This window comes from Cupriavidus alkaliphilus (assembly GCF_014191175.1).
Classification (GTDB): domain Bacteria; phylum Pseudomonadota; class Gammaproteobacteria; order Burkholderiales; family Burkholderiaceae; genus Cupriavidus; species Cupriavidus alkaliphilus.
In genome coordinates, this window is the sequence record NZ_JACHWE010000004.1 from 341,909 (window position 1) to 365,740 (window position 23,832).

At 69.6% G+C, this 23,832-nt stretch carries 24 protein-coding genes; 8 read left to right on the forward strand and 16 right to left on the reverse strand.

Going from position 1 to position 23,832, the window contains the following annotated elements:
• Positions 1 to 225 precede the first annotated feature (225 nt).
• From FHX60_RS16430 to FHX60_RS16450, 5 genes are all read left to right on the forward strand, one after another.
• Positions 226 to 471 carry an RNA recognition motif domain-containing protein gene (locus FHX60_RS16430; RefSeq protein ID WP_183283932.1) on the forward strand — a complete coding sequence of 82 codons (246 nt, stop codon included), beginning with the start codon at positions 226 to 228 and terminating at the stop codon, positions 469 to 471.
• A 51-nt stretch (positions 472 to 522) separates the two neighbouring features.
• Entirely contained in the window at positions 523 to 1,347 is an 825-nt protein-coding gene (locus FHX60_RS16435; protein WP_092307971.1) for a tyrosine-protein phosphatase, read from the forward strand.
• 80 nt (positions 1,348 to 1,427) lie between these two features.
• Positions 1,428 to 2,222: a TOBE domain-containing protein gene (locus tag FHX60_RS16440; protein WP_183283933.1), complete on the forward strand. Its 795-nt coding sequence runs from the start codon at positions 1,428 to 1,430 to the stop codon at positions 2,220 to 2,222.
• A 52-nt stretch (positions 2,223 to 2,274) separates the two neighbouring features.
• Positions 2,275 to 2,874, forward strand: coding sequence for a LysE/ArgO family amino acid transporter (locus FHX60_RS16445; protein WP_183283934.1), 600 nt, complete (start codon positions 2,275 to 2,277; stop codon positions 2,872 to 2,874).
• Between the two features lie 15 nt (positions 2,875 to 2,889).
• The gene (locus FHX60_RS16450) at positions 2,890 to 3,429 is read left to right on the forward strand and encodes a class IV adenylate cyclase (protein WP_183283935.1); all 540 of its coding nucleotides are present in this window, start codon (positions 2,890 to 2,892) and stop codon (positions 3,427 to 3,429) included.
• Here FHX60_RS16450 and FHX60_RS16455 read toward each other — a convergent pair.
• From FHX60_RS16455 to FHX60_RS16475, 5 genes are all read right to left on the reverse strand, one after another.
• Positions 3,399 to 4,121, reverse strand: coding sequence for a sulfate/molybdate ABC transporter ATP-binding protein (locus tag FHX60_RS16455; RefSeq protein WP_092307985.1), 723 nt, complete (start codon positions 4,119 to 4,121; stop codon positions 3,399 to 3,401). The two genes, FHX60_RS16450 and FHX60_RS16455, sit on opposite strands and share 31 nt — an antisense overlap.
• Before the next feature lie 22 nt (positions 4,122 to 4,143).
• Complete coding sequence (gene modB, locus FHX60_RS16460; RefSeq protein ID WP_183283936.1) at positions 4,144 to 4,854, reverse strand: molybdate ABC transporter permease subunit; 711 nt, start codon at positions 4,852 to 4,854, stop codon at positions 4,144 to 4,146.
• A gap of 18 nt (positions 4,855 to 4,872) precedes the next feature.
• Positions 4,873 to 5,643 (reverse strand): molybdate ABC transporter substrate-binding protein, encoded by a 771-nt coding sequence (modA, locus tag FHX60_RS16465; protein ID WP_183283937.1) that lies wholly within the window; start codon positions 5,641 to 5,643, stop codon positions 4,873 to 4,875.
• Between the two features lie 221 nt (positions 5,644 to 5,864).
• Positions 5,865 to 6,059, reverse strand: a complete 195-nt coding sequence (locus tag FHX60_RS16470) for a DUF1059 domain-containing protein (RefSeq protein ID WP_062797129.1) — start codon at positions 6,057 to 6,059, stop codon at positions 5,865 to 5,867.
• Positions 6,060 to 6,140: 81 nt separating this feature from the next.
• Complete coding sequence (locus FHX60_RS16475) at positions 6,141 to 7,082, reverse strand: 2-hydroxyacid dehydrogenase (protein ID WP_183283938.1); 942 nt, start codon at positions 7,080 to 7,082, stop codon at positions 6,141 to 6,143.
• A gap of 187 nt (positions 7,083 to 7,269) precedes the next feature.
• Between FHX60_RS16475 and FHX60_RS16480 the strand changes: the two genes are divergently transcribed.
• Positions 7,270 to 7,800 (forward strand): nucleoside 2-deoxyribosyltransferase, encoded by a 531-nt coding sequence (locus FHX60_RS16480; RefSeq protein ID WP_112773627.1) that lies wholly within the window; start codon positions 7,270 to 7,272, stop codon positions 7,798 to 7,800.
• Here FHX60_RS16480 and FHX60_RS16485 read toward each other — a convergent pair.
• The 7 genes from FHX60_RS16485 to FHX60_RS16515 form a co-directional block, all read right to left on the reverse strand.
• A complete protein-coding gene (locus tag FHX60_RS16485) occupies positions 7,797 to 8,429 on the reverse strand; it encodes a PqiC family protein (RefSeq protein WP_092307994.1) in 633 nt (210 codons plus the stop codon). The genes FHX60_RS16480 and FHX60_RS16485 overlap by 4 nt on opposite strands.
• Positions 8,426 to 10,090 (reverse strand): PqiB family protein, encoded by a 1,665-nt coding sequence (locus FHX60_RS16490; RefSeq protein ID WP_183283939.1) that lies wholly within the window; start codon positions 10,088 to 10,090, stop codon positions 8,426 to 8,428. Before FHX60_RS16490 ends, FHX60_RS16485 begins: the two co-directional genes overlap by 4 nt.
• Positions 10,077 to 10,856: a paraquat-inducible protein A gene (locus FHX60_RS16495; RefSeq protein ID WP_183283940.1), complete on the reverse strand. Its 780-nt coding sequence runs from the start codon at positions 10,854 to 10,856 to the stop codon at positions 10,077 to 10,079. Before FHX60_RS16495 ends, FHX60_RS16490 begins: the two co-directional genes overlap by 14 nt.
• Positions 10,853 to 11,551, reverse strand: a complete 699-nt coding sequence (locus FHX60_RS16500) for a paraquat-inducible protein A (protein WP_183283941.1) — start codon at positions 11,549 to 11,551, stop codon at positions 10,853 to 10,855. The genes FHX60_RS16495 and FHX60_RS16500 overlap by 4 nt, the downstream gene beginning before the upstream one ends.
• The gene (locus tag FHX60_RS16505; protein WP_183283942.1) at positions 11,551 to 12,711 is read right to left on the reverse strand and encodes an AI-2E family transporter; all 1,161 of its coding nucleotides are present in this window, start codon (positions 12,709 to 12,711) and stop codon (positions 11,551 to 11,553) included. The genes FHX60_RS16500 and FHX60_RS16505 overlap by 1 nt, the downstream gene beginning before the upstream one ends.
• A 935-nt stretch (positions 12,712 to 13,646) precedes the next feature.
• Positions 13,647 to 14,783: an HPP family protein gene (locus FHX60_RS16510; RefSeq protein ID WP_112773623.1), complete on the reverse strand. Its 1,137-nt coding sequence runs from the start codon at positions 14,781 to 14,783 to the stop codon at positions 13,647 to 13,649.
• A gap of 156 nt (positions 14,784 to 14,939) precedes the next feature.
• On the reverse strand, positions 14,940 to 15,359 hold the full coding sequence (locus tag FHX60_RS16515) for an Lrp/AsnC family transcriptional regulator (protein ID WP_183283943.1): 420 nt from the start codon (positions 15,357 to 15,359) through the stop codon (positions 14,940 to 14,942).
• A 171-nt stretch (positions 15,360 to 15,530) separates the two neighbouring features.
• On the opposite strand from FHX60_RS16515, the gene FHX60_RS16520 reads away from it, so the two are divergent.
• A complete protein-coding gene (locus FHX60_RS16520; RefSeq protein ID WP_183283944.1) occupies positions 15,531 to 16,409 on the forward strand; it encodes a dimethylarginine dimethylaminohydrolase family protein in 879 nt (292 codons plus the stop codon).
• Between the two features lie 35 nt (positions 16,410 to 16,444).
• Positions 16,445 to 17,530, forward strand: coding sequence for an ornithine cyclodeaminase (ocd, locus tag FHX60_RS16525; protein ID WP_183283945.1), 1,086 nt, complete (start codon positions 16,445 to 16,447; stop codon positions 17,528 to 17,530).
• A gap of 16 nt (positions 17,531 to 17,546) precedes the next feature.
• On the opposite strand, the gene FHX60_RS16530 is transcribed toward ocd, so the two are convergent.
• From FHX60_RS16530 to FHX60_RS16545, 4 genes are all read right to left on the reverse strand, one after another.
• Positions 17,547 to 18,143: a helix-turn-helix domain-containing protein gene (locus tag FHX60_RS16530; RefSeq protein ID WP_092308012.1), complete on the reverse strand. Its 597-nt coding sequence runs from the start codon at positions 18,141 to 18,143 to the stop codon at positions 17,547 to 17,549.
• A 483-nt stretch (positions 18,144 to 18,626) separates the two neighbouring features.
• Complete coding sequence (locus tag FHX60_RS16535) at positions 18,627 to 19,946, reverse strand: sigma-54-dependent transcriptional regulator (RefSeq protein WP_183283946.1); 1,320 nt, start codon at positions 19,944 to 19,946, stop codon at positions 18,627 to 18,629.
• A complete protein-coding gene (locus tag FHX60_RS16540; RefSeq protein ID WP_183283947.1) occupies positions 19,936 to 21,921 on the reverse strand; it encodes a sensor histidine kinase in 1,986 nt (661 codons plus the stop codon). The genes FHX60_RS16535 and FHX60_RS16540 overlap by 11 nt, the downstream gene beginning before the upstream one ends.
• A 165-nt stretch (positions 21,922 to 22,086) precedes the next feature.
• Entirely contained in the window at positions 22,087 to 23,397 is a 1,311-nt protein-coding gene (locus FHX60_RS16545; protein WP_092308017.1) for a dicarboxylate/amino acid:cation symporter, read from the reverse strand.
• Between the last annotated feature and the right edge of the window lie 435 nt (positions 23,398 to 23,832).

The following is a 23,832-nucleotide window of genomic DNA, read 5'->3' on the forward strand; positions in this document are numbered from 1 at the left end:
GGCGCGCAGCCGGCGATGTCGAGGACCGGGGCGGAATAGTTGCGCCCGTGATGCGCAAGATCAAGGCGATGGCACATCGCCGGATTCTCCGGCCGCCGCACGCGTCATACCAATGAGAGGCTCGCCATACAAGGCCCGCGCGGCAGTCCGCATGATCCGACACCGGCGCCGCGCCGGGGTGCGTGAGGCACGAGCCGGAGTGATCTGAAATAATTGGAGCCGACCATGAAGGTTTTAGTACGCGGTCTCAAGGCTGGACTGGACCGGGCGGCGCTGCGCAACGCGCTGGCACGGTATGCGAAGATCCGTTCGGTGGAACTGGTGGAGGAAGGCGACCCCCGGCGTCCCTGGGCCTGGGTCGACATCGACGCCGGCGCGCTGACGGTGTGGAAGCTGGTGGCGCGGCTGGACCGGCGCTATATCGCCGGCAGCCACCTGCGCTGGCACGTGCCGGCGTACCGCGAGCGCTGACGCGCCCGCACCGGCACCGGCGCGCCCGGCAACGACAAACTGGAAAGAACAATGCTCAAGTGGCTTCAACGCGCGGCCTGCCCGCATGCCCTCGCGGCCATGCCGCCAACTCCGGCGGCGACCGGCATCGCGCCGGACGTGCCGGACCTGGTGTTCGAGCGCATCAGCAACGCGCGCGACCTGGGCGGACTGGTGGGCGCGGAGGGGCGCCGCGTGCGCCACGGCCGGCTCTACCGCAGCGGCAACCCGGCGCTGGCGAGCGACGCCGACCTGGAGCGGTTGCAGGCGCTCGGGCTCGACATGGTGGTGGACTTCCGCTCGCCCGGCGAGAAATCTGCGGGCGAAGCGGCCTTCGGCCAGCGCTTCCGCTGGCAGGCGGTGCCGGTGCTGGAAGGCAGCATGGCAATGGATGTGCTGATGCCGCGCCTGCGCGCCAGCACGCCGGCGCAGATGGATGCCTTCATGCTCGAGGTGTACCGCGATTTCCCGGTGCGCTACCGTGCGGCTTTCGGCGGCTTCATGCAGACCGTGCAGGGCGGCCAGACCCTGCTGTTCCACTGCACCGCGGGCAAGGACCGCACCGGCTTTGCCGCGCTGCTGTTGCTGGCCGCGCTGGGCGTCGGCCAGGACGACATCCTGGCCAACTACCTGGAATCGAACCAGCGCAACGCGCAGTTCAACGCGGCCGCGCTGGCGCAGATGGGCTCGCTCGGCATCGATGCCGCGGTGATGACGCCGCTGCTGGAAGTCCGGGCCAGCTATCTCGAGGCCTCGATGCAGGCCATCGACGCGGGGTGGGGCAGCGTCGGCAACTACCTGTGCGACGCGCTGCAGGTCGACGTCGCGCAGCTGCGCGCGCACTACCTGGCCGGCTGAGCCGGCCGATCCGCAAATCGGATTACCATAACCGCGTTTCCGACTTCATTGCGGTGCCGGCCAGCGGCGCCCGACCCCCAATGCTTGAACTCCAGGGAGCCATCTGGTTCCGCTCCGGCTCGCAGGACTGGGGCGGCAAGGACCGCATCGCGCTGCTCGCCGCCATCGGCGAGCATGGCTCGATCACGGCCGCCGCGCGCGCCGTCGGCATCAGCTACAAGGCGGCGTGGGACGCCATCGACGCGATGAACAACAGCGCCGGCGAGCCGCTGGTGGTGCGCGCCGCGGGCGGCAAGGGCGGCGGCGGCACGCGCCTGACCGCGCGCGGCGAACAGCTGATCCGCACCTATCGCGCGCTCGAAGACGAGCACCGGCGCTTTGTCGCGCAGCTGTCGCGCCTGGGCGAGGGCGTGGCCGACGATATCCATTTGATGAGGCGAATGATGATCAAGACCAGTGCGCGCAACAAGCTGTTCGGGCGCGTGGCCAGCGTGCGCGGCGGCGCGGTCAATGACGAGGTGGTGCTGGAACTGGCCGGCGGGCAGCGCATCGTCGCCACCATCACGCACGAGAGTGTCGAGACGCTGGAGCTGGCCGAGGGCGTGGAGGCCTTTGCGCTGATCAAGGCATCGTCGGTGCTGGTGGGGCTGCCCCAACCGGGCCTGCGGCTGTCGGCGCGCAACCAGCTGGCGGGCGTGGTGGCGCGCGTGATGCCCGGGGCGGTGAACGCCGAGGTGGTGATCGAACTCGACGGTGGCGGCACGGTGGCCGCCATCGTCACCAACGGCAGCGTCGAGGCGCTGGGTCTGCAGGCGGGCGTGGCCGCGGTGGCGATATTCAAGGCCTCGAGCGTGATCCTGGGCGTGGTGGGATGACTGCCGCGGCGTGCAATAATAGCCGCCCCTGAAGCATGTCGTTTCCCCCGCAATGCACGCCGCGCTGGCTGGCTTTTCCCTCGGTCTTTCCCTGATTCTTGCCATTGGTTCCCAGAATGCTTTCGTGCTGCGGCAAGGCCTGCGGCGCGAGCATGTGTTCTGGGTCTGCCTGGTGTGCGCGCTGTCGGATGCGCTGCTGATCCTGCTGGGCGTGTCGGGCTTTGCCGTGATGATCCGCACGCTGCCGTGGCTGGGCGAGGCGATGCGCTATGGCGGCGCAGCTTTCCTGGTCTGGTATGGCGCGCGCAGCTTCATCGCGGCGTGGCGCTCGAGCGCGGTGCTGGACCCCAGCGATGCCGCGTCGCGGCCGCTGGCGCAGACGCTGGCCGTATGCCTGGCGTTCACCTGGCTGAATCCGCATGTGTACCTCGACACGGTGATGCTGATCGGTTCGGTGTCGACCCAGTTCGCGGGCAACACGCGTGCATTCGCCGCGGGTGCCATGACCGCGTCGTTCCTGTTCTTTTTTGCGCTGGGCTACGGCGCGGCGCTGCTGCGGCCGGTGTTTGCGCGGCCGCGGGCGTGGCAGGTGCTGGAGGTGGTGATCGGCATCGCCATGTGGGTGATTGCCGCGCGTTTGCTGATCGGTTGAACCGAAGGAGCACGGATGCCGAGAAACGTCGAGATCAAGGCCCGCATCGACAGCGTCGAGGCGCTGTTGCCGCGCGCCGCCGCGCTGGCCGACCACGGGCCCGAATATATCCGCCAGGACGATACCTTCTTCCGCTGCGCCAACGGCCGGCTCAAGCTGCGCGAGTTCGCGCCGGACCGCGGCGAACTGATCTTCTACGCGCGCGCCGACGAGGCCGGCCCGAAAGAGAGCTTCTACATCCTGTCGCCGACGCCGTCGCCCGGCACGCTGCGCGCCGCGCTGGCCGCCGCGCACGGCGAGGGCGGGCGGGTGCGCAAGCTGCGCACGCTGTACCTGGCCGGACGCACGCGCGTGCACCTGGACCGGGTCGAGGCGCTTGGCGATTTCCTGGAGCTCGAAGTGGTGCTGGCCGAAGCGGAGAGCGTGGCGGACGGCGTGGCCGAGGCCCACGCCCTGCTGGCCCGCCTGGGCGTTCCCGCGTCCGCCCTGATCGAAGGCGCGTACGTCGACCTGCTGCGCGCGGCTCAGGCCACGCGCGCCGACACCGGCGCGTAGACCGGCGGGTGGTGGCGGCTGGTGCCGCTGCCGAAGATGCGGCCTTCGCGGATTTCGAGCACGTGGTCGCCCAGCGCCTCGACATCGGCCGGGTCGTGCGAGATCACCAGCATCGGCACGTCGAGGCTGGCCTGCAGCGTGCGCAGTTCCGCCCGCATGCGCGCGCGCAGCGCGGGGTCCAGCGCCGAGAACGGTTCATCGAGCAGGACGATGTCGGGCTGCGCCACCAGTGCGCGCGCCAGCGCCACGCGCTGCTTCTGGCCGCCGGAGATCTCCCCCGGGTAGTTGCCGGCGATGTCGGCCAGGCCGAAGGCATCGATCCAGCGCTGCGCCTGCGGATGCACCGCGCCGCGACGCGGGTTGCGCCAGCCGCGCGCCAGGCCGAAGCCGATGTTCTGGCCCACGGTCAGGTGCGGGAACAGCGCGTATTCCTGGAACAGGTAGGCCACCCGGCGTTCCTGCGGACGCACGTCGATGCCGGCGTCGGCGTCGAACAGGGTGCGGCCGTTCAGCACGATGCGGCCGCTGTCCGGGGTCAGCAGGCCGGCGATGGCGCGCAGCGTCAGGCTCTTGCCCGCGCCCGAGGGGCCGAACAGCGCAATGCGCCGGCTGGCCGAATCGAATTCGATATCGAGCCCGAAGTGGCGGTCGGCCGAGACCATCTGCTTGCGGATGCTGACGTGCATGCTCATGGCGATATGCGTGGCCCTGGCGTTAGCGGACGCGCGGGCGCAAGCGCCGGCGTTGGTAGAGTTCAGCGGGATTGCGCGCGGCCGCCGGCACCAGGCGTCCGGCAATCACCAGCAGCAGCACGCAGGTGACGGAAGTCACCAGCACCAGCAGGTTGGCGGTGTTGTCGTCGCCGGCCTGGACCGCCTCGTAGATGGCCACCGACAGCGTCTGCGTGCGCCCGGGCAGGTTGCCGGCGATCATCAGCGTGGCGCCGAATTCGCCCAGCGCGCGCGCAAACGCCAGCAGCACGCCGGCGATGATGCCGCGCGCGGCCAGCGGCAGCGTGACGCGGAAGAAGATGCCGGCCTCGGGCACGCCCAGCACGCGCGCGGCGTTTTCGAGCTGGTGGTCCACGCCTTCGAAGGCGGCGCGCGCGGACTTCAGCACCAGCGGGAAGGCGACGATGGTCGACGCCAGCACCGCTCCCTGCCAGGTAAAGACCAGTTCGATGCCCAGTCGCGCCAGCCACTCGCCGAACACGCCGCGGCGTCCCACCAGCACCAGCAGGTAATAGCCCAGCACCGTCGGCGGCAGCACCAGCGGCAGCGTCAGCACCGCATCGACCACGTCGCGCAGCGGCGAACGCCAGCGCGCCAGCGCCCAGGCCGCGCCGACGCCGAGCACGGCATTCAGCGCGGTGGCCCAGCCAGCCACCTTCAGCGACAGCAGCAGCGGTACCCAGACGGCATCCATGGCGTGCGCGGCGCGGCCTCAGGGCTTGTGGAAGCCGAAGCGCGACAGGATCGCCTGGCCGTCCGGCGAGGCGACATAGTCGACGAACTGTGCCGCTGCCTTCGGCTGGCGCGCCTGGCTGGTGACGGCGATCGGGTAGGTCACCGGCGTGCGGCTGGGCACTCGCACCGCCACTTTGACCTTGTCGGGCATCACGGTGGCGTCGGTGGCGAAGACGAAGCCGGCCTCGACCTCGCCGCGCGCGACGTAGTCCAGGCTCTGGCGCACGTTCTGCGCCGGCACGCCCTTGGCGGCGACCGCGTCCCACAGCCCGGCCGCTTCCAGCGCGCCGCGGGTGTAGCGGCCCACCGGCACCGAGGCCGGGTTGCCGTAGGCGATACGCCGGACTTCCGGGCGCGTCAGGTCCTGCAGCGAGGCGAGCGGCAGCTTGCTGTCGGCCGGCACGATCAGGACCACCTGGTTGGCGGCGAAGTTGCGGCGCGAGGCCGGCGCGATCACCTTCTCGGCCTCGGCCTTGTTCATCGCCTCCTGGTCGGCCGAGGCGAACACATCGGCCGGCGCGCCCTTGACGATCTGCTGCATCAGCACGTCCGAGGCGCCGAAGTTCAGCACCACGTGGGTGCCGGGGTGGGCGCGCTCGTAGGACTCGGCCAGCGCTTTGAAGGCGTTGGTCAGGCTGGCGGCGGCGGACACCACCAGGTCGGCGGCGAAGGCGGGCGGGGCGGCCAGCGCCAGCATCGCGGCGGCGGCCAGCATCACCCCGCGGCGGCGGGAACGGAAGGCAGGCATCGGAATCCTCGGGAAACGGCCGGCGGCGTGCAAGGCAGCGCGGCGAGGCCGGAGCGGGTGGACTGTCAGGCGCAATATACGTCTGTATATAGCGACGCGTCAATGATGCGCCATGACGGGTGTCAGGGGTATTCCAACCGGCAAAAGTGCTGTATCAGGGGCTGCGAATGAGCCCGGGGGCGGGAACGGCTGGCGCCTGCCCGGCGCCAGCCCTGCCGGCTTCAGGCCGGCGGCGTGCCTTCCTTGAACATGGATTTCAGCTGGCTGCGCAGCTCAGGCGTGTCCTGATGCTTGTGCACCGCCACCGCATGCTGGACCGCGGCTTCGAGCAGTTCGTCCTCGCTGTCGGCGCTTAGCGCGACCGTGCAGTGGGTGTCGCTCGGAAACTCGCGGCAATCGATAAACTTGCGTGCCATGATGCCTCCTGACGCCGGCCCGCAGGCTGGGCTGGAGCCGGTGCCTCAAGTATAGGCACGCCGCGCCTGCCGGTTGGCGCCCTACGGCACCGGCGTCAGCACCTTGCCGCCGGCCAGGAACGCGTCGAGATTCTGCAGCGTCAGCGCGGTCATGGCGGCGCGCGTCTCGTGCGTGCCGCTGGCCATGTGCGGCGCCAGCACGACATGTTCCATCGCCAGCAGCGCCGGCGGCACGTTGGGTTCGTCCTGGAACACATCGAGCCCCGCGCCGCCGAGCCGGCCTTCGGCCAGCGCCGCGACCAGCGCCGCCTCGTCGACCACGCTGCCGCGCGAGACGTTGACCAGGATGCCGCGCGGGCCGAGCGCATCAAGGATCTCGCGCGACACCAGTCCCGCGGTGGAGGGTCCGCCGACGGTGGCCACCACCAGGAAATCCGCCCACGTTGCCAGCGCCTTCAGGTCCGCTTCGAAGCGCCACGGCGCGCCTGTGCGCGGGCGGCGGTTGTGGTACGCGATCTCCATGTCGAAGCCCTGCGCGCGCCGCGCGACGATCTCGCCGATGCGGCCCAGGCCGAGGATGCCCAGCTTCTTGCCCGATACGCGCGTGGTCAGCGGGAAGCCGCCCTGCGGCCAGCGCCCGGCGCGCACGAAGCGGTCGCCATGGGCGATGCCGCGGGCCGCATCCAGCAGCAGCCCGAAGGCGAGGTCGGCGACGCAGTCGTTGAGCACGTCGGGCGTGTTGCTGACCTGGATGGCACGCGCGCGGGCGGCGTCCAGCGCGATCGCGTCATAGCCCACGCCGAAGCTGACGATGGCTTCCAGGCGCGGCAGCGCGTCGATCAGCGCGGCACTGCAGCCGTGGCGCGCCGAGGTGACCACCACGCGCACCTGCTGCCCCTCGCTGCGCGCCCAGGCCAGCGGATCGGCCTGCTGCCACAGCGCCGCGGCGCCGTACTGTTGCTGCAGGGTGGCATTGGTCTGCGGCGCGAGCGGGCCGACCTGGAGGATCTGGGGAGCGGGCATGGGGATGAGGAGGTCGAGGCGTGACCGGCAATGTTAGCGCAAGGGCTGACCCCGCGCCGGCGCCCGGCCGGCCGCGTGCGCGCAAGCTGTGCGATGTTCGGGCAGCGGCCGCGCACCACCGGCGCGGGGCGCGGGTTATGCTGCAATCCTCGCGGCCTGACGCCGCGCCACGCTTGTTCCACGTGCCATGACCACCATCTACCTCGCCGGCTTCGACGTGTTCCGCAAGGACGCGCGCGCCTGGGGCGAGCATCTCAAGGCGCTGTGCGCGGCGCATGGCTTCACCGGCCTGTATCCGCTCGACCAGTCCGCGCCCGAAGGCCTGTCCGGCCCCGACACCGCGCGCTGGATCTATGACGCCAACCTCGCGCTGCTGCGGCGCGCCGACCTGGTGATGGCCAACCTGGATGACTTCCGCGGCCCCGGCGAAGCGGATTCCGGCACGGCGTTCGAAGTCGGCTTTGCGGTGGCGCTGGGCAAGCCCGTGTGGGCCTACAGCGCCGATGCCGGCACGCTGCGCGAGCGCGTCACGGTGGCCACCGATGCCGACGGCACGCCGCTGGATGCACGCGGCTTTACCGTCGAGGACTTCGGCCTGGGCAAGAACCTGATGCTGGCGTGCCCGGTCCGGCTGGTGCAGGGTGGGGCGGCCGAATGCCTAGCGGCCATGGCCGCCGCCCGGCACGACATCGACGCGGCCGTCCGCAGCGGCGGCTAGCGCCGCAGCGCCTGCACGCCGGCCGCGATATCGTTGGCCGTGCTCGCGACGATCTCGCGATACGCCGCGACCACGCCGTCGACGGCGCCTGGCGCCGGCAGCTCGGCCTGGGTCCTGCCGCTGACCACCTTGCCATCGGGCAGCCGCCGCACGGTCCAGTTGATGGTGGCGCCGGCACGCTGGCCCACGTCGGCGTCCAGGCGCAGCACTTCGGTGGTGATGCGGTACAGCGGCTGCACGTCGGACAGCCCCTGCTGGTAGGTGTCGACCGCGCCCAGCGTGGCCTGCAGGCGTTGCGACAGCGCATCGCGCAGCTCGTCCGGCAGCGGCGACGACCAGCGCGACAGGTCCAGCAGTCGCACCCCGGCGTCGTTGCCGCCGCCGCTGTCGTTACCGCCGCGGCCATCGCGCACCACCAGCTGCGGCCGGTTGAGGCGCTCCGGCACGCGCACAGGTGCCACTTCCAGCCACAGCGTGTCCGTCGACGGCGCCGCTGCCGGCGCTGGCGCGGCAACCGCCGCCGGCCCTTGCGCCAGCGTGTAGTAGCGCGGCTCGGGCGAGGCGCAGCCCGCCAGCACCGCCGCGGCGGCGCTGGCGCAGACCAGGGTGAGCGGAAGGCGCTTCATCATTCTTTCTCCGGCTTGCCGCGCAACAGCGCTTCAGGGTGGCGTTCAAGGTAATCGGTCAGCGTGCGCAGCGATGTGGCGGTGCGCGTCAGCTCCTGCAGCATGCGGCGCGTGTCCTGCTGCAGCGGCGCGTCCGACGCCAGCGTGCCGTTGGCCGCGGTCAGGGTCTTGCGCGCGTCCTGCAGCGCGGCCAGCACCTGCGGCGCGACATCGCCGTTGAGCTGCTGCACCAGCTTGTCGGCGGTGGCCAGGGTCTTGTTCAGGGTGGCCACCGTGGTGCGCAGGTCCTGGCCGATCTGGTCGAACGGCACCTTGTCGATGCGGTTGACGATGTCGCCCACCTGCGCCTGCAGCTGGTCGAACGCGCCCGGCGTGGTGGCGAACTCCGGAATCGGCGCGTCCAGGTCGACCTTGGCCGGCGCCGCCTTCGGGAAGAAGTCCAGCGCCACGTACAGCTGCCCGGTGAGCAGGTTGCCGGTGCGCAGCTGCGCGCGCATGCCCCGCTGCAGCAGGCCCTGGATGATCTTGCGCGCGCGTTCGCGATCTTCGACGTCGCGTTCGCGGAAGCCCATGCGCGACGGGTACAGCTCGACCACCACCGGCATGCGGAAGGCGCGCTTCTCGCGCTGGAACTCGATGCCGATCGAACGCACCTGGCCCACCACCACGCCGCGGAAGTCCACCGGCGCGCCCGGCGACAGGCCGCGCACGGACTGGTCGAAATTGAGCACCGCCAGCGTCGGCGCCAGCTCTTCCGGCTCCTTCATCGCCTCGGCCTGGTCGCCGGCCAGCAGGAACTGGGTGTTCTCGGCGGCGGCGTCGGTGGCGGTGGTGTGGTCCGGCGCCTGGAAGGCGACGCCGCCCAGCAGCACCGTCACCAGCGATTGCGTCGACAGCTTGAGCCCGCCGGCATCGAGCTTCAGGTCGACCCCGCTGGCATGCCAGAAGCGCGTGTCGGCGGTGACCAGCTTGTCATAGGGCTTGTTGACGAACACGCGCAGCGTGATGTCGCGCCCGTTGGGATCGAGCTGGTAGGCCACCACCTGGCCGACCAGCACGCGCCGGTAGTAGACCGGCGAGCCGATATCGAGCGAGCCCAGCTCGGACGCGCGCAGCACGAACTGCTTGCCGGAAGCGTCGGTGGTCACCACCGGCGGCACTTCCAGGCCCTTGAAGTCGCGCGCCGAGTCCGTCGACTTGCCCGCGTCGACGCCGATATAGGCGCCCGACAGCAGCGTCTCCAGCCCCGACACGCCACTGGCGGCGAAGCGCGGGCGCACCACCCAGAAGCGGGTGTCGGCGACGGCGAAGTTCTCGGCGTCCTTGGTCAGGTCGATCGTCGCCACCACGTGCGAGCGGTCGCGCGCCAGGCGCACCGACTTGACCAGGCCGATGTCGACATCCTTGTAGCGCACCGCGGTCTTGCCGGGCGTAAGGCCTTCGGCGGTGCGGAAGCTGACGGTGATCTCGGGCCCGCGCGAGGCCAGCGTGTGCACCAGCAGCGAGATCCCGACCACCGCGGCGACGATCGGGATCAGCCACACCAGCGAGGGCAGCCAGCGCGCGCGGCGCCGGCGTTCGGGGCGCGGCAGGCCGGACGGAGGGGGCGGGGGCGGCGAGGGCGGCATGGCACCCGCCGGGGCTTGGTTGTCAGTGTCGGGCATTGTCAGGTTCCAGCGAATCCCACAGCAGGCGCGGATCGAAGCTGAGCGAGGCCAGCATGGTCAGCACCACGACCGCGCCGAAGGCGAGCGCGCCGCCGCCGGGGATGATGGTGGCCAGCGCCCCGGCCCGCACCAGCGAGGCCAGCAGCGCCACCACGAAAATATCGAGCATCGACCAGCGGCCGATCACCTCCACCAGGCCGTACAGCCGGGTCTGCTGCCGGATCCGCCAGCTCGAGCGGAAGTGCACCGACAGCAGCAGGAAGGTCAGGATCACCATCTTCAGCAGCGGCACCACGATGCTGGCGATCAGCACCAGCACGGCCAGCATGTGCGAGCCGGACAGCCACAGGTAGATCACCCCCGACAGGATGGTGTCCTGCTGCGTGCCGAGGATGGACTGCGTCACCATCACCGGCAGCATGTTGGCAGGAATATAGAGGATGTACGCGGCCAGCAGGAAGGCCCAGGTGCGCGCCAGGCTGTTCGGCTTGCGATGATGCAGGGTGGCGCCGCAGCGCGGGCAGGGCGCGCCTTCCAGCGTGCGCGGGCTGACCAGGTCGCAGGCGTGGCAGGACACCAGGCCCAGGCCGCTCGCGGTGGGCACCTGCGGCAGCGGGGTGTTCTCGTCGTCGTCGGTCAGTTCCGCCACCACCTCGCGCGCGAGCTGGCGCGGACGGGCCAGGCGTCCGGCGGGCTGCGGCGGCTGCGGCGGCTGCGGCGGCTGCGGCGGCTGCGGCGGCTGCGGCGGCTGCGGCGGCGTCATCGGCGCTCCTCGTCCGCCGCCGCGGCCTTGTCATCGGGCGTTTCCAGGTGGCGCCACAGGTCGCGCGGATCGAACGACAGCATCGCCGCCAGCACGATCACCAGCGCCGCGAACGACCACAGCGCAATGCCCGGCAGCACGCGCGCCATGGTCGAGAGCTTGACCAGCGTCACCAGCACGCCGATCATGAAGACCTCGATCATGCCCCACGGCCGGGTCTGGCGGATGCCGCGCACGATGCGGTCGAAGCCGGCCGGCATGCGGTGCTGCGCCATCGGCACCAGCAGGTAAATCATCATCAGCAGCTCGGACAGCGGGAACAGGATGGTGGTGGCGAACACCAGCGCCGCCACCAGCGCCATCTGGTCCGCATACAGCGCCTGCACCGCGCCCAGCAGCGTGGTCTGGGTGCGTACCCCTTTCAGGTCCATCTCGACGATGGGGTAGGCGTTGGAGATCAGGAACAGGATCAGCGCGGTGATCACCAGCGGCAGCAGGCGGTGGTAGTGGCGCCGGCTCTCGCGGTAGAGCTGGCCGCCGCAGCGCAGGCACAGCGCGCGCTCGCCGGGCGAGATCGGGGTGCGCTCGTAGACGGCGTCGCAGTATTCGCAGGCCACCAGCCGGTGCAGCGCGGCCGGCAAGGCGTCGGGCAGTGCGGTCTCCGGCGGGGCCGGGGGTACGTCGTGTGCCGCCATCAGCCGGATCGCTTGCCGGTGGCTGCCGGCGGCACATCGGGATTGTCGACCACGGCCGGGGCCGGTGCCGGCGCGGATGCCAGCGCCGCGCCCTGGCGCAGGTCGCGCTGCAGCTCGCCCTGCGAGCCGATGGTCCAGTCGCGCAGCAGGGCATAGGCCACCGCCAGCAGCGTCGGGCCGATGAACACGCCCAGGAAGCCGAACGCCAGCGCGCCGCCGAGCACGCCCAGCATGATCCAGATCAGCGGCATGCCGGTGCCCTTGCTGATCAGCAGCGGCTTGACGATGTTGTCGGCCATGCTGACCACGCCCACGCCCCACACCACCAGGAAGATGGCCCAGCCGGTGGCGCCGGTGTGGTACAGCCACAGCGCGGCCGGCAGCCACACCAGCGGCGGCCCGACCGGCACCACCGACAGGAAGAAGGTCACGAAGCCGAGGATGGCGGCGCCCGGCACGCCCGCGATCCACAGGCCGACGCCGGCCAGCACCGCCTGGATGAAGGCGGTGCCCAGCACGCCGTAGACCACGCCCTTGACGGTGCTGCCCGCCAGTTCCAGCAGGTGGTCCGCGCGCTCTCCGGCGATGCGGCGCATGCCGGCGCGCAGCCAGGCAATGGCGAACTCGCCGCCGGTGTAGAAGAAGAACGCCAGGATGATCGACAGCGCCAGCTGCCCCAGCCCGGCCCCGATCGACAGCCCCGCGCCCAGCAGCACGTGGCCGACCGGCGCGATCAGCTTGCGCAGGTTGGCGACCATCTCGGAATCGGCATTGATCAGGCTGTCCCACGAGCTTTGCAGGTAGCTGCCGACATAGGGCAGGCTGCTCAGCCACAGCGGCAGCTGCGGCAGCCCGTGCTCCATATAGCGGTCGACCAGCGCGGCGAGGTCGTCCAGGTGTGCGGAGAAACTGGCGCCGGCATAGACGAACGGGCCCAGCACGATCACCGTCGCCAGCAGCACGCAGATCAGCGCGGCCAGGCCGCGCCGGTTGCCGAGCCAGCGCGACAGCACGGTGTAGGGGTGCCAGGAGCTGAACGCCAGGATCGCGCCCCACAGCAGGGCCGTGGTGAACGGCGCCAGGACCAGCAGGGAGCCGCCGATCAGCACGATCAGCGCGAAGACGGCGGCGATTTTTTCGATTAACTGGCCGGAACTCATGGTTGGGGGTTCTCCGTTTGTCCCCTTTGAGAGTTGGGTGTGACGGGGACGGCGTAAATATAGCTTAAGGGGGAGGGTGGGTTGGGAAACGGGGGTTTTGGGGGCGGTTTTTGGGGGTGGTCGCTGTTGGTGACATGCTGTCGGCTGTTGAACCGTGTGGTTCCGCCCTCCTGGGCGGGTCACTTTTTGGCCGAGCGCCAAAAAGTAACCAAAAAACGCGTCGCCTGAGCGGTTGGCTAAGGCGGCGTTGGTGGTTCCAGCGGTGGTGACTCACGTTCAGGCGGATGGTGGTCCCACCCTGCTGACGCTACCTGGATGTGCCTGGCATTCAAGGTCGGATGGACGAACCCGACTTTAGGTCGGTGGCAGCCTGCTAACGACGTTATTGGTGGGGCGCCTACGGCTGCGCTGCGCGCGCTCCCAATCTCAGGTCTACTGCACTGGCACGGAGTGCATCGCTGCGCTCGCACGCGCTGTCGTGGCGCGTACACGGAAGCGAAGCGAATCGCGCGCACGCACCGAAAGCGCCAAGCGAGCGCAGCGAAGCGTTCCGTGCCAGGGCCGACGCCCTGCGATACTGACGGCGCAGCAGCCGTAGGCGTTCCTACGGTAGGGCCGGCAGCAGGGGCCACTGCGCGCTCTGGGCTCGTTCAACTACCAAGCCAACGCCCCTGCCACCGTGGCGCACCACCGCGGCAGGCAGTCTAGCTATGTGAGGAAGCTCGGCCCCGTACGAAAACGCCCGGGCACACTACGATCAGACATGCCGCCCGCAGGGCAGTAAACGCGCTTTTTGGTTACTTTTTGGCGCTCGGCCAAAAAGTGACCCGCCCAGGAGGGCGGAACCAGGCGGTTCAAAAGCCGACAGCATGTCATCAACAGCGCTGAAACCCGCGGCCCTCGCACCTCACCATCCCCCAGCCCCCCAGCTCCCCTTAATCCGGCACCGCCATCACCCCACTCTTCAACAACGCCGCCACCAGATCCGACTGCGTCACCATCCCCACCACCCGCCGCTGGTCATCGATCACCGGCGCATGATGCAGCCCGCCGTCGGAAAACGCCTGCGCCAGTTCCACCATCGGCTGGTCGGGCCGCGCGGTAACGACCGCCCGCGTCATCAGGTTGCGAACCGTGCCGGCCAGCCGCCGTGCCCCCGTGTCGCGCTGCGCCGCAAAGAAATCGCTCTGCGTGATGATCCCCTCCAGCCTGCGCGTCGCATCGACCACCGGCAGGGCCTTGATGCGATGCCGCGACAGCAGGTGCCCGGCTTCGTGCGCGGGCTGGTCCGGCGTTACCGTGATCACGTCCCGCGACATGATTTCGCCGCATAGCACGTTGCCGAAATGGCGGCGATAGGCGCGCAGTTGCGCCGCGACCAGGATCTGCTCGAGGTCGTCTTCCTCGATATCCAGGAATTCGCCACGCACCTTCAATGCCGCATCCAGGTCCGCGCGGGTTACGCCGACGCGCTGGGTGGGGGGTACGTCCCTGGTGCCATGCTGCACCGCGGGTTCGGGCGGGCGATGGGGGTAGCGCCGGCGCGACAGGTTGTTGAAGGCCAGCGCCATCATCAGCATCAGCATCGAATTGAACAGCACTGGCACGGCCACGAAGCCGAAGCCCAGCGCACTGACGGCCGGCCCGCCGAAGACGGCGGTGATGGCCACCGCGCCGCTGGGCGGATGCACGCAGTGGAACTGGAACATCAGTGCGATGGCGACGGCCACTGCGACGGCGGCGGCGAGGCCGGGGTCGGGGATCCAGCGCGCGCAGGCCACGCCGACCACCCCCGCGATCAGGTTGCCGCCGATGATCGACCATGGCTGCGCCAACGGCGACGACGGCACCGCGAACAGCAGCACCGCCGAGGCGCCCATCGGCGCGACGAACCAGGGATTGAAGCCGCCCAGGGTCTGGTGGCTGATCCATTCCGTGCACAGCAGGCCCAGCAGTGCGCCAAAGCAACTCTTGAGGCGCTCCTTGCGGCTGGCGGCGACCGGCAAGGGAACGAATGTGCGCAGCCAGGCACGGGCGTTATGCGCCAGGGCGGAGACGGGGGCGGTTTGCATTCTTGGGACGGGGGCGCTTTGGAATGGTGCACGTAATATATCACGGGGTGATATATCGGGTCGTTCTTGGTGCAGCGCATCCCGGCGATGGGGCATGCCGCACCGCACAAGGGCGCGGCAGGGTGAGGCGCGGCCGCAGGCAAGGCCCCGGCGGCCTTACTTGTAGGTCGACAGCAGGATGCTGGTCTCGGTGGCGCTGATGCCGTCGATCAGCCGGATCCGGTCGAGCGCGCGGTCGAAGGCCTCGAGCGTGTCGGCGCGCAGCTCGGCGATGATGTCCCAGCGGCCGTTGGTGGTGTGCAGCGCCTGCACGTTGGGCTCGCCGCGCAGCGCCTGCAGTACGGTGCGGGTCTTGTTGCCGTCGACGGCGACCGTCATCCAGGCGCGGATGCGGTGCGCCTCGGCCTCGGGCCGCAGGCGCACGGTGTAGCCGACGATAAGCCCTTCCTGTTCCAGTTTGTCGATGCGGTTCTGCACCGTCGCGCGCGATACGCGCAGCGCCTGCGCCAGTGCCGTCACCGGCGTTCGCGCGTTGTCGCGCAGGAGGGCAATCAGCTGCTGGTCGGTGGCATCCATCGGGCGGGGGCGATTGGCAAAGCGCCAGCGTAGTCTGGCGTTTTGCTCAATGGTAGGCGCAAACCGGGCAGTTTGCTGGCTTTTGGCTAACGCGTGCTTGCCCCAGAATTCCATCGACGGATGAATTTCCCTGACGCGATGCCGTCGCCCGCCATGCAACCAGGAGCTGCCGTGATCCAGACCGCCACCATCTTGCTGGTCGAGCCGACCTTCTACGACGTGTCGTACAGCATCAATCCGTGGATGGACCCGGCGGCCTGGGCGCGCGATCCGCACGGCATGCACCGCAATGCGATGCAGTCGTTCCATGCGCTGCGCGACGCGCTCGGCCGCGCGGGCTTCGCGGTGGAGCTGGCGCCGGGCGCGCCGGGGCTGCCCGACATGGTGTTCCCGGCCAACGCCGCCGTGGTGCTGGACGGGCGCGCGTTGCTGGCGCGCTTCCGCTATCCGCAACGCCGCGGCGAGGAAGCGCCGTTCGCCGACATCTTCGGCAAGCTGCGCGAGCGGGGGCTGCTCGACGAAGTCGCGCTGCTGCCGGAAGGGTGCTACCAGGAAGGCGCCGGCGATTGCATCTGGGACGCGGGGCGCGGCCATTTCTGGGCCGGCTTCGGCCCGCGTTCGTCGCACGAGGCGGCGCTGGCGGTGTCGCGCTATTTCGGCAAGGACGTGGTGGCGCTGGAACTGGCCACCGAGCAAAGCTATCACCTCGACGTGTGCTTCTGCCCGCTGTCGGGCGGCGAGGTGCTGTACTACCCGCCGGCATTCAGCGCAGCGGCGCTGCGCGAGCTGCGCGCGCGCGTGCCGGCGCGGCTGCGCATCGAGGCCAGCGCCGACGACCTGCGCCATTTCAGCGTCAATGCGGTCAATCTCGACGACCAGGTGGTGATGACCCGCACCACGCCGCACCTGCGCACCGAGCTGGGACGGCGCGGCTACCGGTTGCATGAGGTCGACCTGTCGCCGTTCATGCTGTCGGGCGGCGGCGCCTATTGCATGACCCTGCGGCTGGACCGCAGCAGCGGTCGCGGCGTCGCCGCGGCGGCTGCCTGAGCCCAGGCACGACAGCAACAGCGAGGGAGAGGGTCATGAAGAACACCGTCCGGTCATTGTTTCTCGACGCGACCGATGTCGCCCGGCTGGTGGTCGCGATCGGCGCGCAGGCAGCCATCGTCGACCTGGCCGCGCAGGTGCGCCAGGCGTTCGCGCGCTGGTCCGATTTCGACAAGTCCGCGCGGCTGGCCAGCCATTCCGCACGCGGCGTGATCGAGCTGATGCCGGTCAGCGACGGCAGCCAGTATGCGTTCAAGTACGTCAACGGCCATCCGCGCAATGCGCAGCACGGCATGCCCACGGTGATGGCGTGCGGCCTGCTGGCCGAGGTGGAGACCGGTTTCCCGCTGATGCTCGCGGACCTGACGCTGGCCACCGCGCTGCGCACCGCGGCCACCTCGGCACTGGCGGCGCGCGCCATGGCGCGGCCAGGCGCGGCCACCATGGCGCTGATCGGCAATGGCGCGCAGGCGGAATTCCAGGTGCTGGCGTTCCATGCGATGCTGGGCGTGCGCGAGATCGCCGCGTATGACATCGACCCCGCCGCCAGCGCGCGGCTGATGCGCAATCTTGCCGCCGTGCCCGGCCTGTCGATCCGGCGTGCCGATTCGATCGGGGCCGCGCTGGCCGGCGCCGACATCGTCTCGACCGTCACCGCCGACAAGACCCGCGCCACCATCCTGACGCCCGACCTGGTGCGGCCGGGCATGCACCTGAACGCGGTCGGCGGCGACTGTCCCGGCAAGACCGAGCTGCATGCCGATATCCTGCGCCGCGCGCGCATCGTGGTGGAGTACGAACCGCAGACCCGCATCGAGGGCGAGATCCAGCAGTTGCCCGCCGACGCGCCCGTGACCGAGCTGTGGCAGGTGCTGGCGGGCCAGGCCCCGGGCCGTGCCGCGGCGGACGAGGTGACCGTATTCGATTCGGTGGGGTTTGCGCTGGAAGACTACGCCGCGCTGCGCTGGCTCTACGCCGCGGCGCTGGCGCATCGCGCCGGCACCGCGGTGGAACTGGTGGCGATGCCGCCCGACCCGCGCAACCTGTACGGCTGGATGCTGGCGCAGGCGGAAGGCGATGGCGCCGGGCGGCCGGTGCCACGGCCGGCGGCCGTGGCCTGAAGCGTGACCCGGAGCTTCAGGCTGCGCGGCCCATCATCAGCTGCGCGCGCAGGAAGCCTTTGACCTCTTCGAGCGAGGGCGTCTTCAGGAACACCATGATGCCCCAGTGCTGCAGGGCATCGGCCACGCCGTCATAGGCCTGGCGGTTGGTGATGACGGCGAAGATCACGTGCTGGCTGGCAAAGAAGTTCTGCAGCTTCTCGACGGTGGCCGACTCGGCATCGTTGAGCTCGTCGACGTAGTAGAGCACCACGCGCGGATGCTCGCTGACGGAAGTGATGACGGTGTCGAGCACATCGTCCACCACCACGCTCTTGAGCGGCAGGCCCCATTTGCCAAGCTGGCTGTGGATGCGCTGCGCCTCCTGGTGGTTGGGGTGGAACACCACCAGGTCCAGCCCGTGCGGCGATGCCGACTCGGGGCCGATGCGCGTCGCCAGCAGGCGATGCACGGTTTCCTTGTGGATGCGCCGATGGCCGCCATTGGTCTTCCAGGCCCCCAGTTCGCCGCGCTCGACCATCTTCTGGACGGTGCCCAGTGAGACGTTGAGCAGTTTTGCCGCTGTACGCGTGCTGTAGTAAGGCTTTTCAGCCAGTGCCGGATCAAGTTTCATCCCATCACCCGTAGTCCATAGGCAGTCGCGCCGTCATGGCGCACGCGGCCCCTGGCACTGGCGCCGCGCGATTGTCACTGCCAACAGTTGACTGACCCTGTGTGCCCGGCCCGCTCCCCCGCCGGCCAGGCTGCTTTTTGTGGTTGTTTTGATCTTTTGTGCATTTCCAGCAAGCGCAGCACGGTCCCAATGTTTGGAGGTCTCGATGCTGGATTTGCTGGAAGCTAATAATATGCCGCAAACGACAAAGTATCTGTAGGAAAAAACATAAATCTGCGGGGCTTTTGTTTCTTAACGCACATTGAGTGCATTGTGATGACAACAGGGTTGTCAGTGCAGACCTGCCAGCGTCGTCATGGTTCCCATGACTGCAATGTCTGCAGCGCGTGCTGAATTCAGCGGGCGCTTCACAGTTCCCCGTAACGGTTCCGCGTAACGGTTCCGTTTAACGGTACCGCTTCAAACACCGCGTTACCGTCTGTTTCACAATCCGTACTTGCGCACCTTGTCGAACAGCGTGGTCTTGGCCACGCTCAGCGCTTCACTGGCGCGGCTGAGGTTGCCGTCGTGGCGGCGCATGGCGTCGGCGATCAGCGCGCGCTCGAACTGCTCGACGGCCTGCGCGAGCGACATGGCCTCGGGTGCGCTGCCGCCCTGGCCGGGATTGCAGCCGAGGCCCAGCACATGACGCTCGGCCAGGTTGCGCAGTTCGCGCACATTGCCCGGCCACGGGTAGGCCACCAGCGCCGACAGTTCCGCCGGCGTGGCCGGCACCGCGTCGCGCTCGAAGCGCAACGCGGCCTGCGCGACGAAATGTTCAAACAATGCCGGCACGTCCTCGCGCCGTTCGCGCAGCGGCGGCAGCTCCAGCGTGATCACGTTGAGGCGGTAGTACAGGTCGGCGCGGAACTGGCCGGCATCGGACAGCGCGCGCAGGTCGGCCTTGGTGGCGGCCACCACGCGGGTATTGACCGGTACCGGCTGGTTCGAGCCCAGGCGTTCCACCACGCGCTCCTGCAGCACCCGCAGCAGCTTGATCTGCAGCGGCATCGGCATGCTCTCGATCTCGTCGAGAAACAGCGTGCCGCCTTCGGCATGCTCGATCTTGCCGATGCGGCGGCGCGCGGCGCCGGTGAAGGAGCCGGCCTCGTGGCCGAAGATCTCGCTTTCGAACAGCTGCTCGGGCAGGCCGCCGCAGTTGATCGCGACAAAGTTGCGCGCATGGCGCTGGCTGGCCTCGTGCAGGCAGCGCGCGACCAGCTCCTTGCCGGTGCCGGTCTCGCCGTGGATCAGCACGTTGGCGTCGGTGCCGGCCAGGTCGGCGATCAGCCGGCGCAGCCGCTCGACCGCGGGCGAATGGCCGATCAGCCGGGTTTCGAGTTTCTCGCGGCCGGCCAGCCGTTCTCGCAGTTCTGATACTTCCAGCGCGAGCCGGCGCTGCTCGAGCGCGCGGCGGGTGGCATCCACAAGCTGCTCGGGCGAGAACGGCTTTTCCAGGAAGTCGTAGGCACCTTGCTTCATCGCCTGCACCGCCAGCCCGACGTCGCCGTGGCCGGTGATCATGATCACCGGCAGGGCGGGGTCGCGCGCGCGCAATTGCGCCAGCAGTGCCATGCCGTCCTGGCCCGGCAGGCGGATGTCGCTGACCACCACGCCGGCGTAGCCCGGGCCGGCCTCGCGCAGCGCAGCCTCGGCGCTGCCCACGCCGCGCGTGGCAATGCCTTCCAGGCGCAGGGCCTGCTCGCAGCCCAGGCGCACATCGGCATCGTCTTCGACGACCAGTACGGTCAGATCAGCCGGCATGTTCGGCATCCTGTGAATGGGAATCCAGCGCCAGCGGCAGCACCAGCGTGAAGCAGGCGCCGCCGTCCGGATGGTTGGTGGCGGACAGGCTGCCGCCGTTCTCGTTGAGGATGCCGGCCGACAGCGTCAGGCCCAGCCCCAGCCCCTGGCCCGCGGGCTTGGTGGTGAAGAACGGCTCGAACAGCCGCGCGAAGGCTTCCTCGGACAGGCCGGCGCCGTTGTCGCGCACAGTCAGGTGGACCATGCCGCCGGCCACGTGCGCATGCAGCGCGATGCGCGGGCCAGGCTTGCCGGCCACCGCGTCGAGCGCGTTGCCGAGCAAATTGACCAGCACCTGTTCCAGCCGGTTGGGGTCGCACACCACTGCCAGCGCCGGGTCGACATCGCGCTGCAGCGCCGGCTGCACCGCGTCGACGCGGGTCTGCAGCAGGAACAGCGCGTTGTCGACCGCCTCGGCCAGCTTCGCCTGGCGCCTGCCGTTGCCGGGCTTGCGCGCGAACGACTTGAGCGCGCCGGTGATGCGGCCCATGCGCTCGACCAGGCCGATGATGGTGTCGAGGTTGGCGCGCACCGTGGCGTAGTCGCCGCGCTCGAGGAACTTGCCGGTATTGCCGGAGATGGTGCGCAGCGCCGCCAGCGGCTGGTTCAGCTCGTGCGCGATGCCGGTCGACATCTGCCCGACCGCGGCCAGCTTGCCCGCCTGCAGCAGCCCGTCCTGGGCCTGGCGCAGCACGGTCTCGGCGCGGATGCGTTCGGCGACCTCGGCCTGCAGGCGCTGGTTCGAGGTGGACAGGTCGGCGGTGCGCTCGGCCACCTTGCGCTCGAGTTCGCTGTTGGCGGCCTCCAGCGCCGCGCGCGCCGCCAGGCGCTCGTTGATGATGCGCCGGCGCACGTTCCAGGCCGCGCCCAGCAGCAGCACGAAGGCGGTCAGCACGCCGGCCAGCGCCGCGGTGTTGAGCGCGGCCACGCGCGCCTGCGAGGTGTTGGTCAGCAGCGTCAGCTGCCAGTCGGTGCCGGGCAGCGCGGCATGCTGGGCCAGCATCGGCGGGCCGCGGCGCAGGCGCACCAGTTCGTCGCTACTGGTGTTGCCGGCACTGCCGTTGCCGTTGTTCACCTTGCGCACCAGGGTCAGCGGCAGCTGTGGCAGCGGGGCGCGGTTGTACTGCAGGCTGCGTGCCAGGCGCTCGCGCGCCTCGGCCGACAACGGTCGCAGCGCGGCCAGCTTCCACGACGGGTCCGAGGCCAGGATCACCACGCCGTTCTCGTCGGTCAGCAGCATCTGGCTGTCGGCACCCTGCCAGCGGTTTTCCAGCGGCTCCAGGCCGATCTTGACCACCGCCACGCCGACCGGGTTGTCGCGCTCGCCCAGCGGCGCCGACAGGTAGTAGCCGGATTCGCTGCGCGTGGTGCCGACGCCGTAGAAGCGGCCCAGCTGGCCCTCCATCGCCGAGCGGAAATACGGGCGGAAGCTCAGGTCTTCGCCAAGGTAGCTGTCCGGGCGCTGCCAGTTGCTGGTCGCCAGCACCTTGCCGTGCGCATCCAGCACATAGATCACGCGCGTGCCGGCGCGGGTATTGAGGGCGCTCAGGTATTCGTTGGCGCGCGCGGTGCGCGTGGCGTCGTCGGGGCGCAGCATCAGCGCGGCGATGCGCTCGTCCAGCGACAGCAGGCCGGGCACGTAGTCGTAGTGCGCCAGCTCGCTTTCCAGCGCCTGCGTGTACAGCCGCAGCTGCACCTGGCCGCGTTCGGCCTGGCGCGCCAGCGCGGTGTCGTAGGTGTAGCGGTAGCCGAGCGCGCCTGCCAGTCCGACCAGCACGGCCAGCGCCAGCAGCGCCAGCAGCGGCGCGGCGCCGCGCAGGCCGTGGGGCAGGCGCGCGCCGTTGGCCGCGGCCGGGGCAGCGGAGGTCGCCGGAGCCGCGGGACTGGCGGCGGTGGCGCGGGGGGTATCGCCGGGAGGGTGTAGCGGGCCGGTCATCAGGTGTTGGGCGAGGCAGGTGGCAAAGCCGCCGCGCCGGCAATGGCTGGAGCCTGGCGCGGGAGCCTACTTTTACCACACCAACGGGGGGTGCCGGCCGCCGCAATGCAAAAAGGCCCGGTTGCCTGATCGGCAACCGGGCCCTGGCACGCCTGGCGGACGGTGTTACTTGGCCGCCAGGACCTGGGCAGGTGCCAGGCCGGTGGTGGTATCCGCGGCGGGTTCATCCTCCTCGGACGTTACCGGCGCGCCGATGGCGCCTTCGCTTTTGGCGACGACGGCGGTGGCAATCGCATTGCCAAGCACATTGGTCACGGTGCGACCCATGTCGAGTACGTGGTCGATGCCCAGCACCAGCAGGATGCCGGCCTCCGGCAGGCCGAACATCGGCAGCACGGCGGCGACCACCACCAGCGAGGCGCGCGGCACGCCGGCGATGCCCTTGCTGGTGACAAGCAGGACCAGCAGCATGGTGATCTGCTGGCTCAGCGACAGCTCGATGCCATACACCTGGGCCACGAACAGCGCGGCGAACGAGGTGTACATGATCGAGCCGTCCAGGTTGAACGAGTAGCCCAGCGGCAGCACGAAGTTGGTGATGCGCTCCTTGACGCCGAAGCGGGTCAGCTGGTCGATCACCTTGGGGTAGGCCGATTCGCTGCTGGCGGTGGCGAAGCCGATCATCAGCGGCGCGCGCATCAGCTTGAGCAGGCGGAACACGTCGCGGCCCAGGAAGCAGTAGCCGCCGGCGATCAGCGCCACCCACAGCAGCGCCAGCGCCAGGTACAGGCTGCCCAGCAGCTTGGCGTAGACCACCAGCACGCCCAGGCCCTGCGCGGTGATCACGGCCGCGATCGCGCCGAACACGCCCACCGGGGCGAACGCCATCACGTAGTTGGTGACCTTCAGCATCACGTCGGCAAGGCCCTCGATGCCTTGCAGCACCGGCTTGCCGACGCCGTCCTTGACGGTGCCCAGCGCAAAGCCGAAGAACAGCGAGAACACCACGATCTGCAGGATCTCGTTGTGCGCCATGGCCTCGACGAAGCTCTTGGGGAACATGTGCGCGATAAAGTCGCGCAGGTTCAGCGCCCCGGTCTTCAGGTTCGAGGTGGCGTCCGCCGCCGGCAGCGCCAGGTTCATGCCGTGGCCGGGCTGCAGCAGGTTGGCCATGACCAGGCCGAGCAGCAGCGAGGTGACCGAGGCGCCGATGAACCACGTCATCGCCTTCATGCCGATGCGGCCGACGGCGCGGCCGTCGCCCATGCTGGCGATGCCGGCCACCAGCGTGGCGAACACCAGCGGGCCGATGATCATCTTGATCATCCGCAGGAAGATGTCGGTCAGGATGGACAGGTGGTTGGCGATCGATTTGGCGGTGGCGGCGTCCGGCGCCAGGTTGTGCGCGGCGGTGCCGGCCAGCACGCCTAGCAGCATCGCAATGAAGATCAGGGTGGGCAGTCGATTCAGTTTCATCGTGGATCAGGCCTGTGCGACCGTTCCGGTACCGGGACGGGCGACTGTGTATTGCAGGAAGGCTGGGCGACGTCGGGGCGCCGGGGCCGGCCGTGTCAGGGTTCAGCGCGGCAACAGGTGCCGGGGGTGCGCCGGGATGGCGACGGGGGTGGGCAAGGCAGGGTCGGTCATGGGTGTGTCCTCCTTTGTTTTTTCGGCATCGGCCGGGACGCTGGGAGCGTGCCGGCGTACCTGTCTGGCGCTGTGAGCGGCGGCCTATATTGCACGTGCCGTGCCAGCGCCAAGGCCTCGCCGGGGCTATGCAAGCTGTTGAATACAAAGGGGAAAATGATGTGATGCCGGCGCACGGTTCGGGAAACCGGATTGGCTGGCCACAGCGCCGTTCGGGAATCCGAACGGTGTTCTAGGTGTAAACCCGGGGTTTTGTGGGGTGCA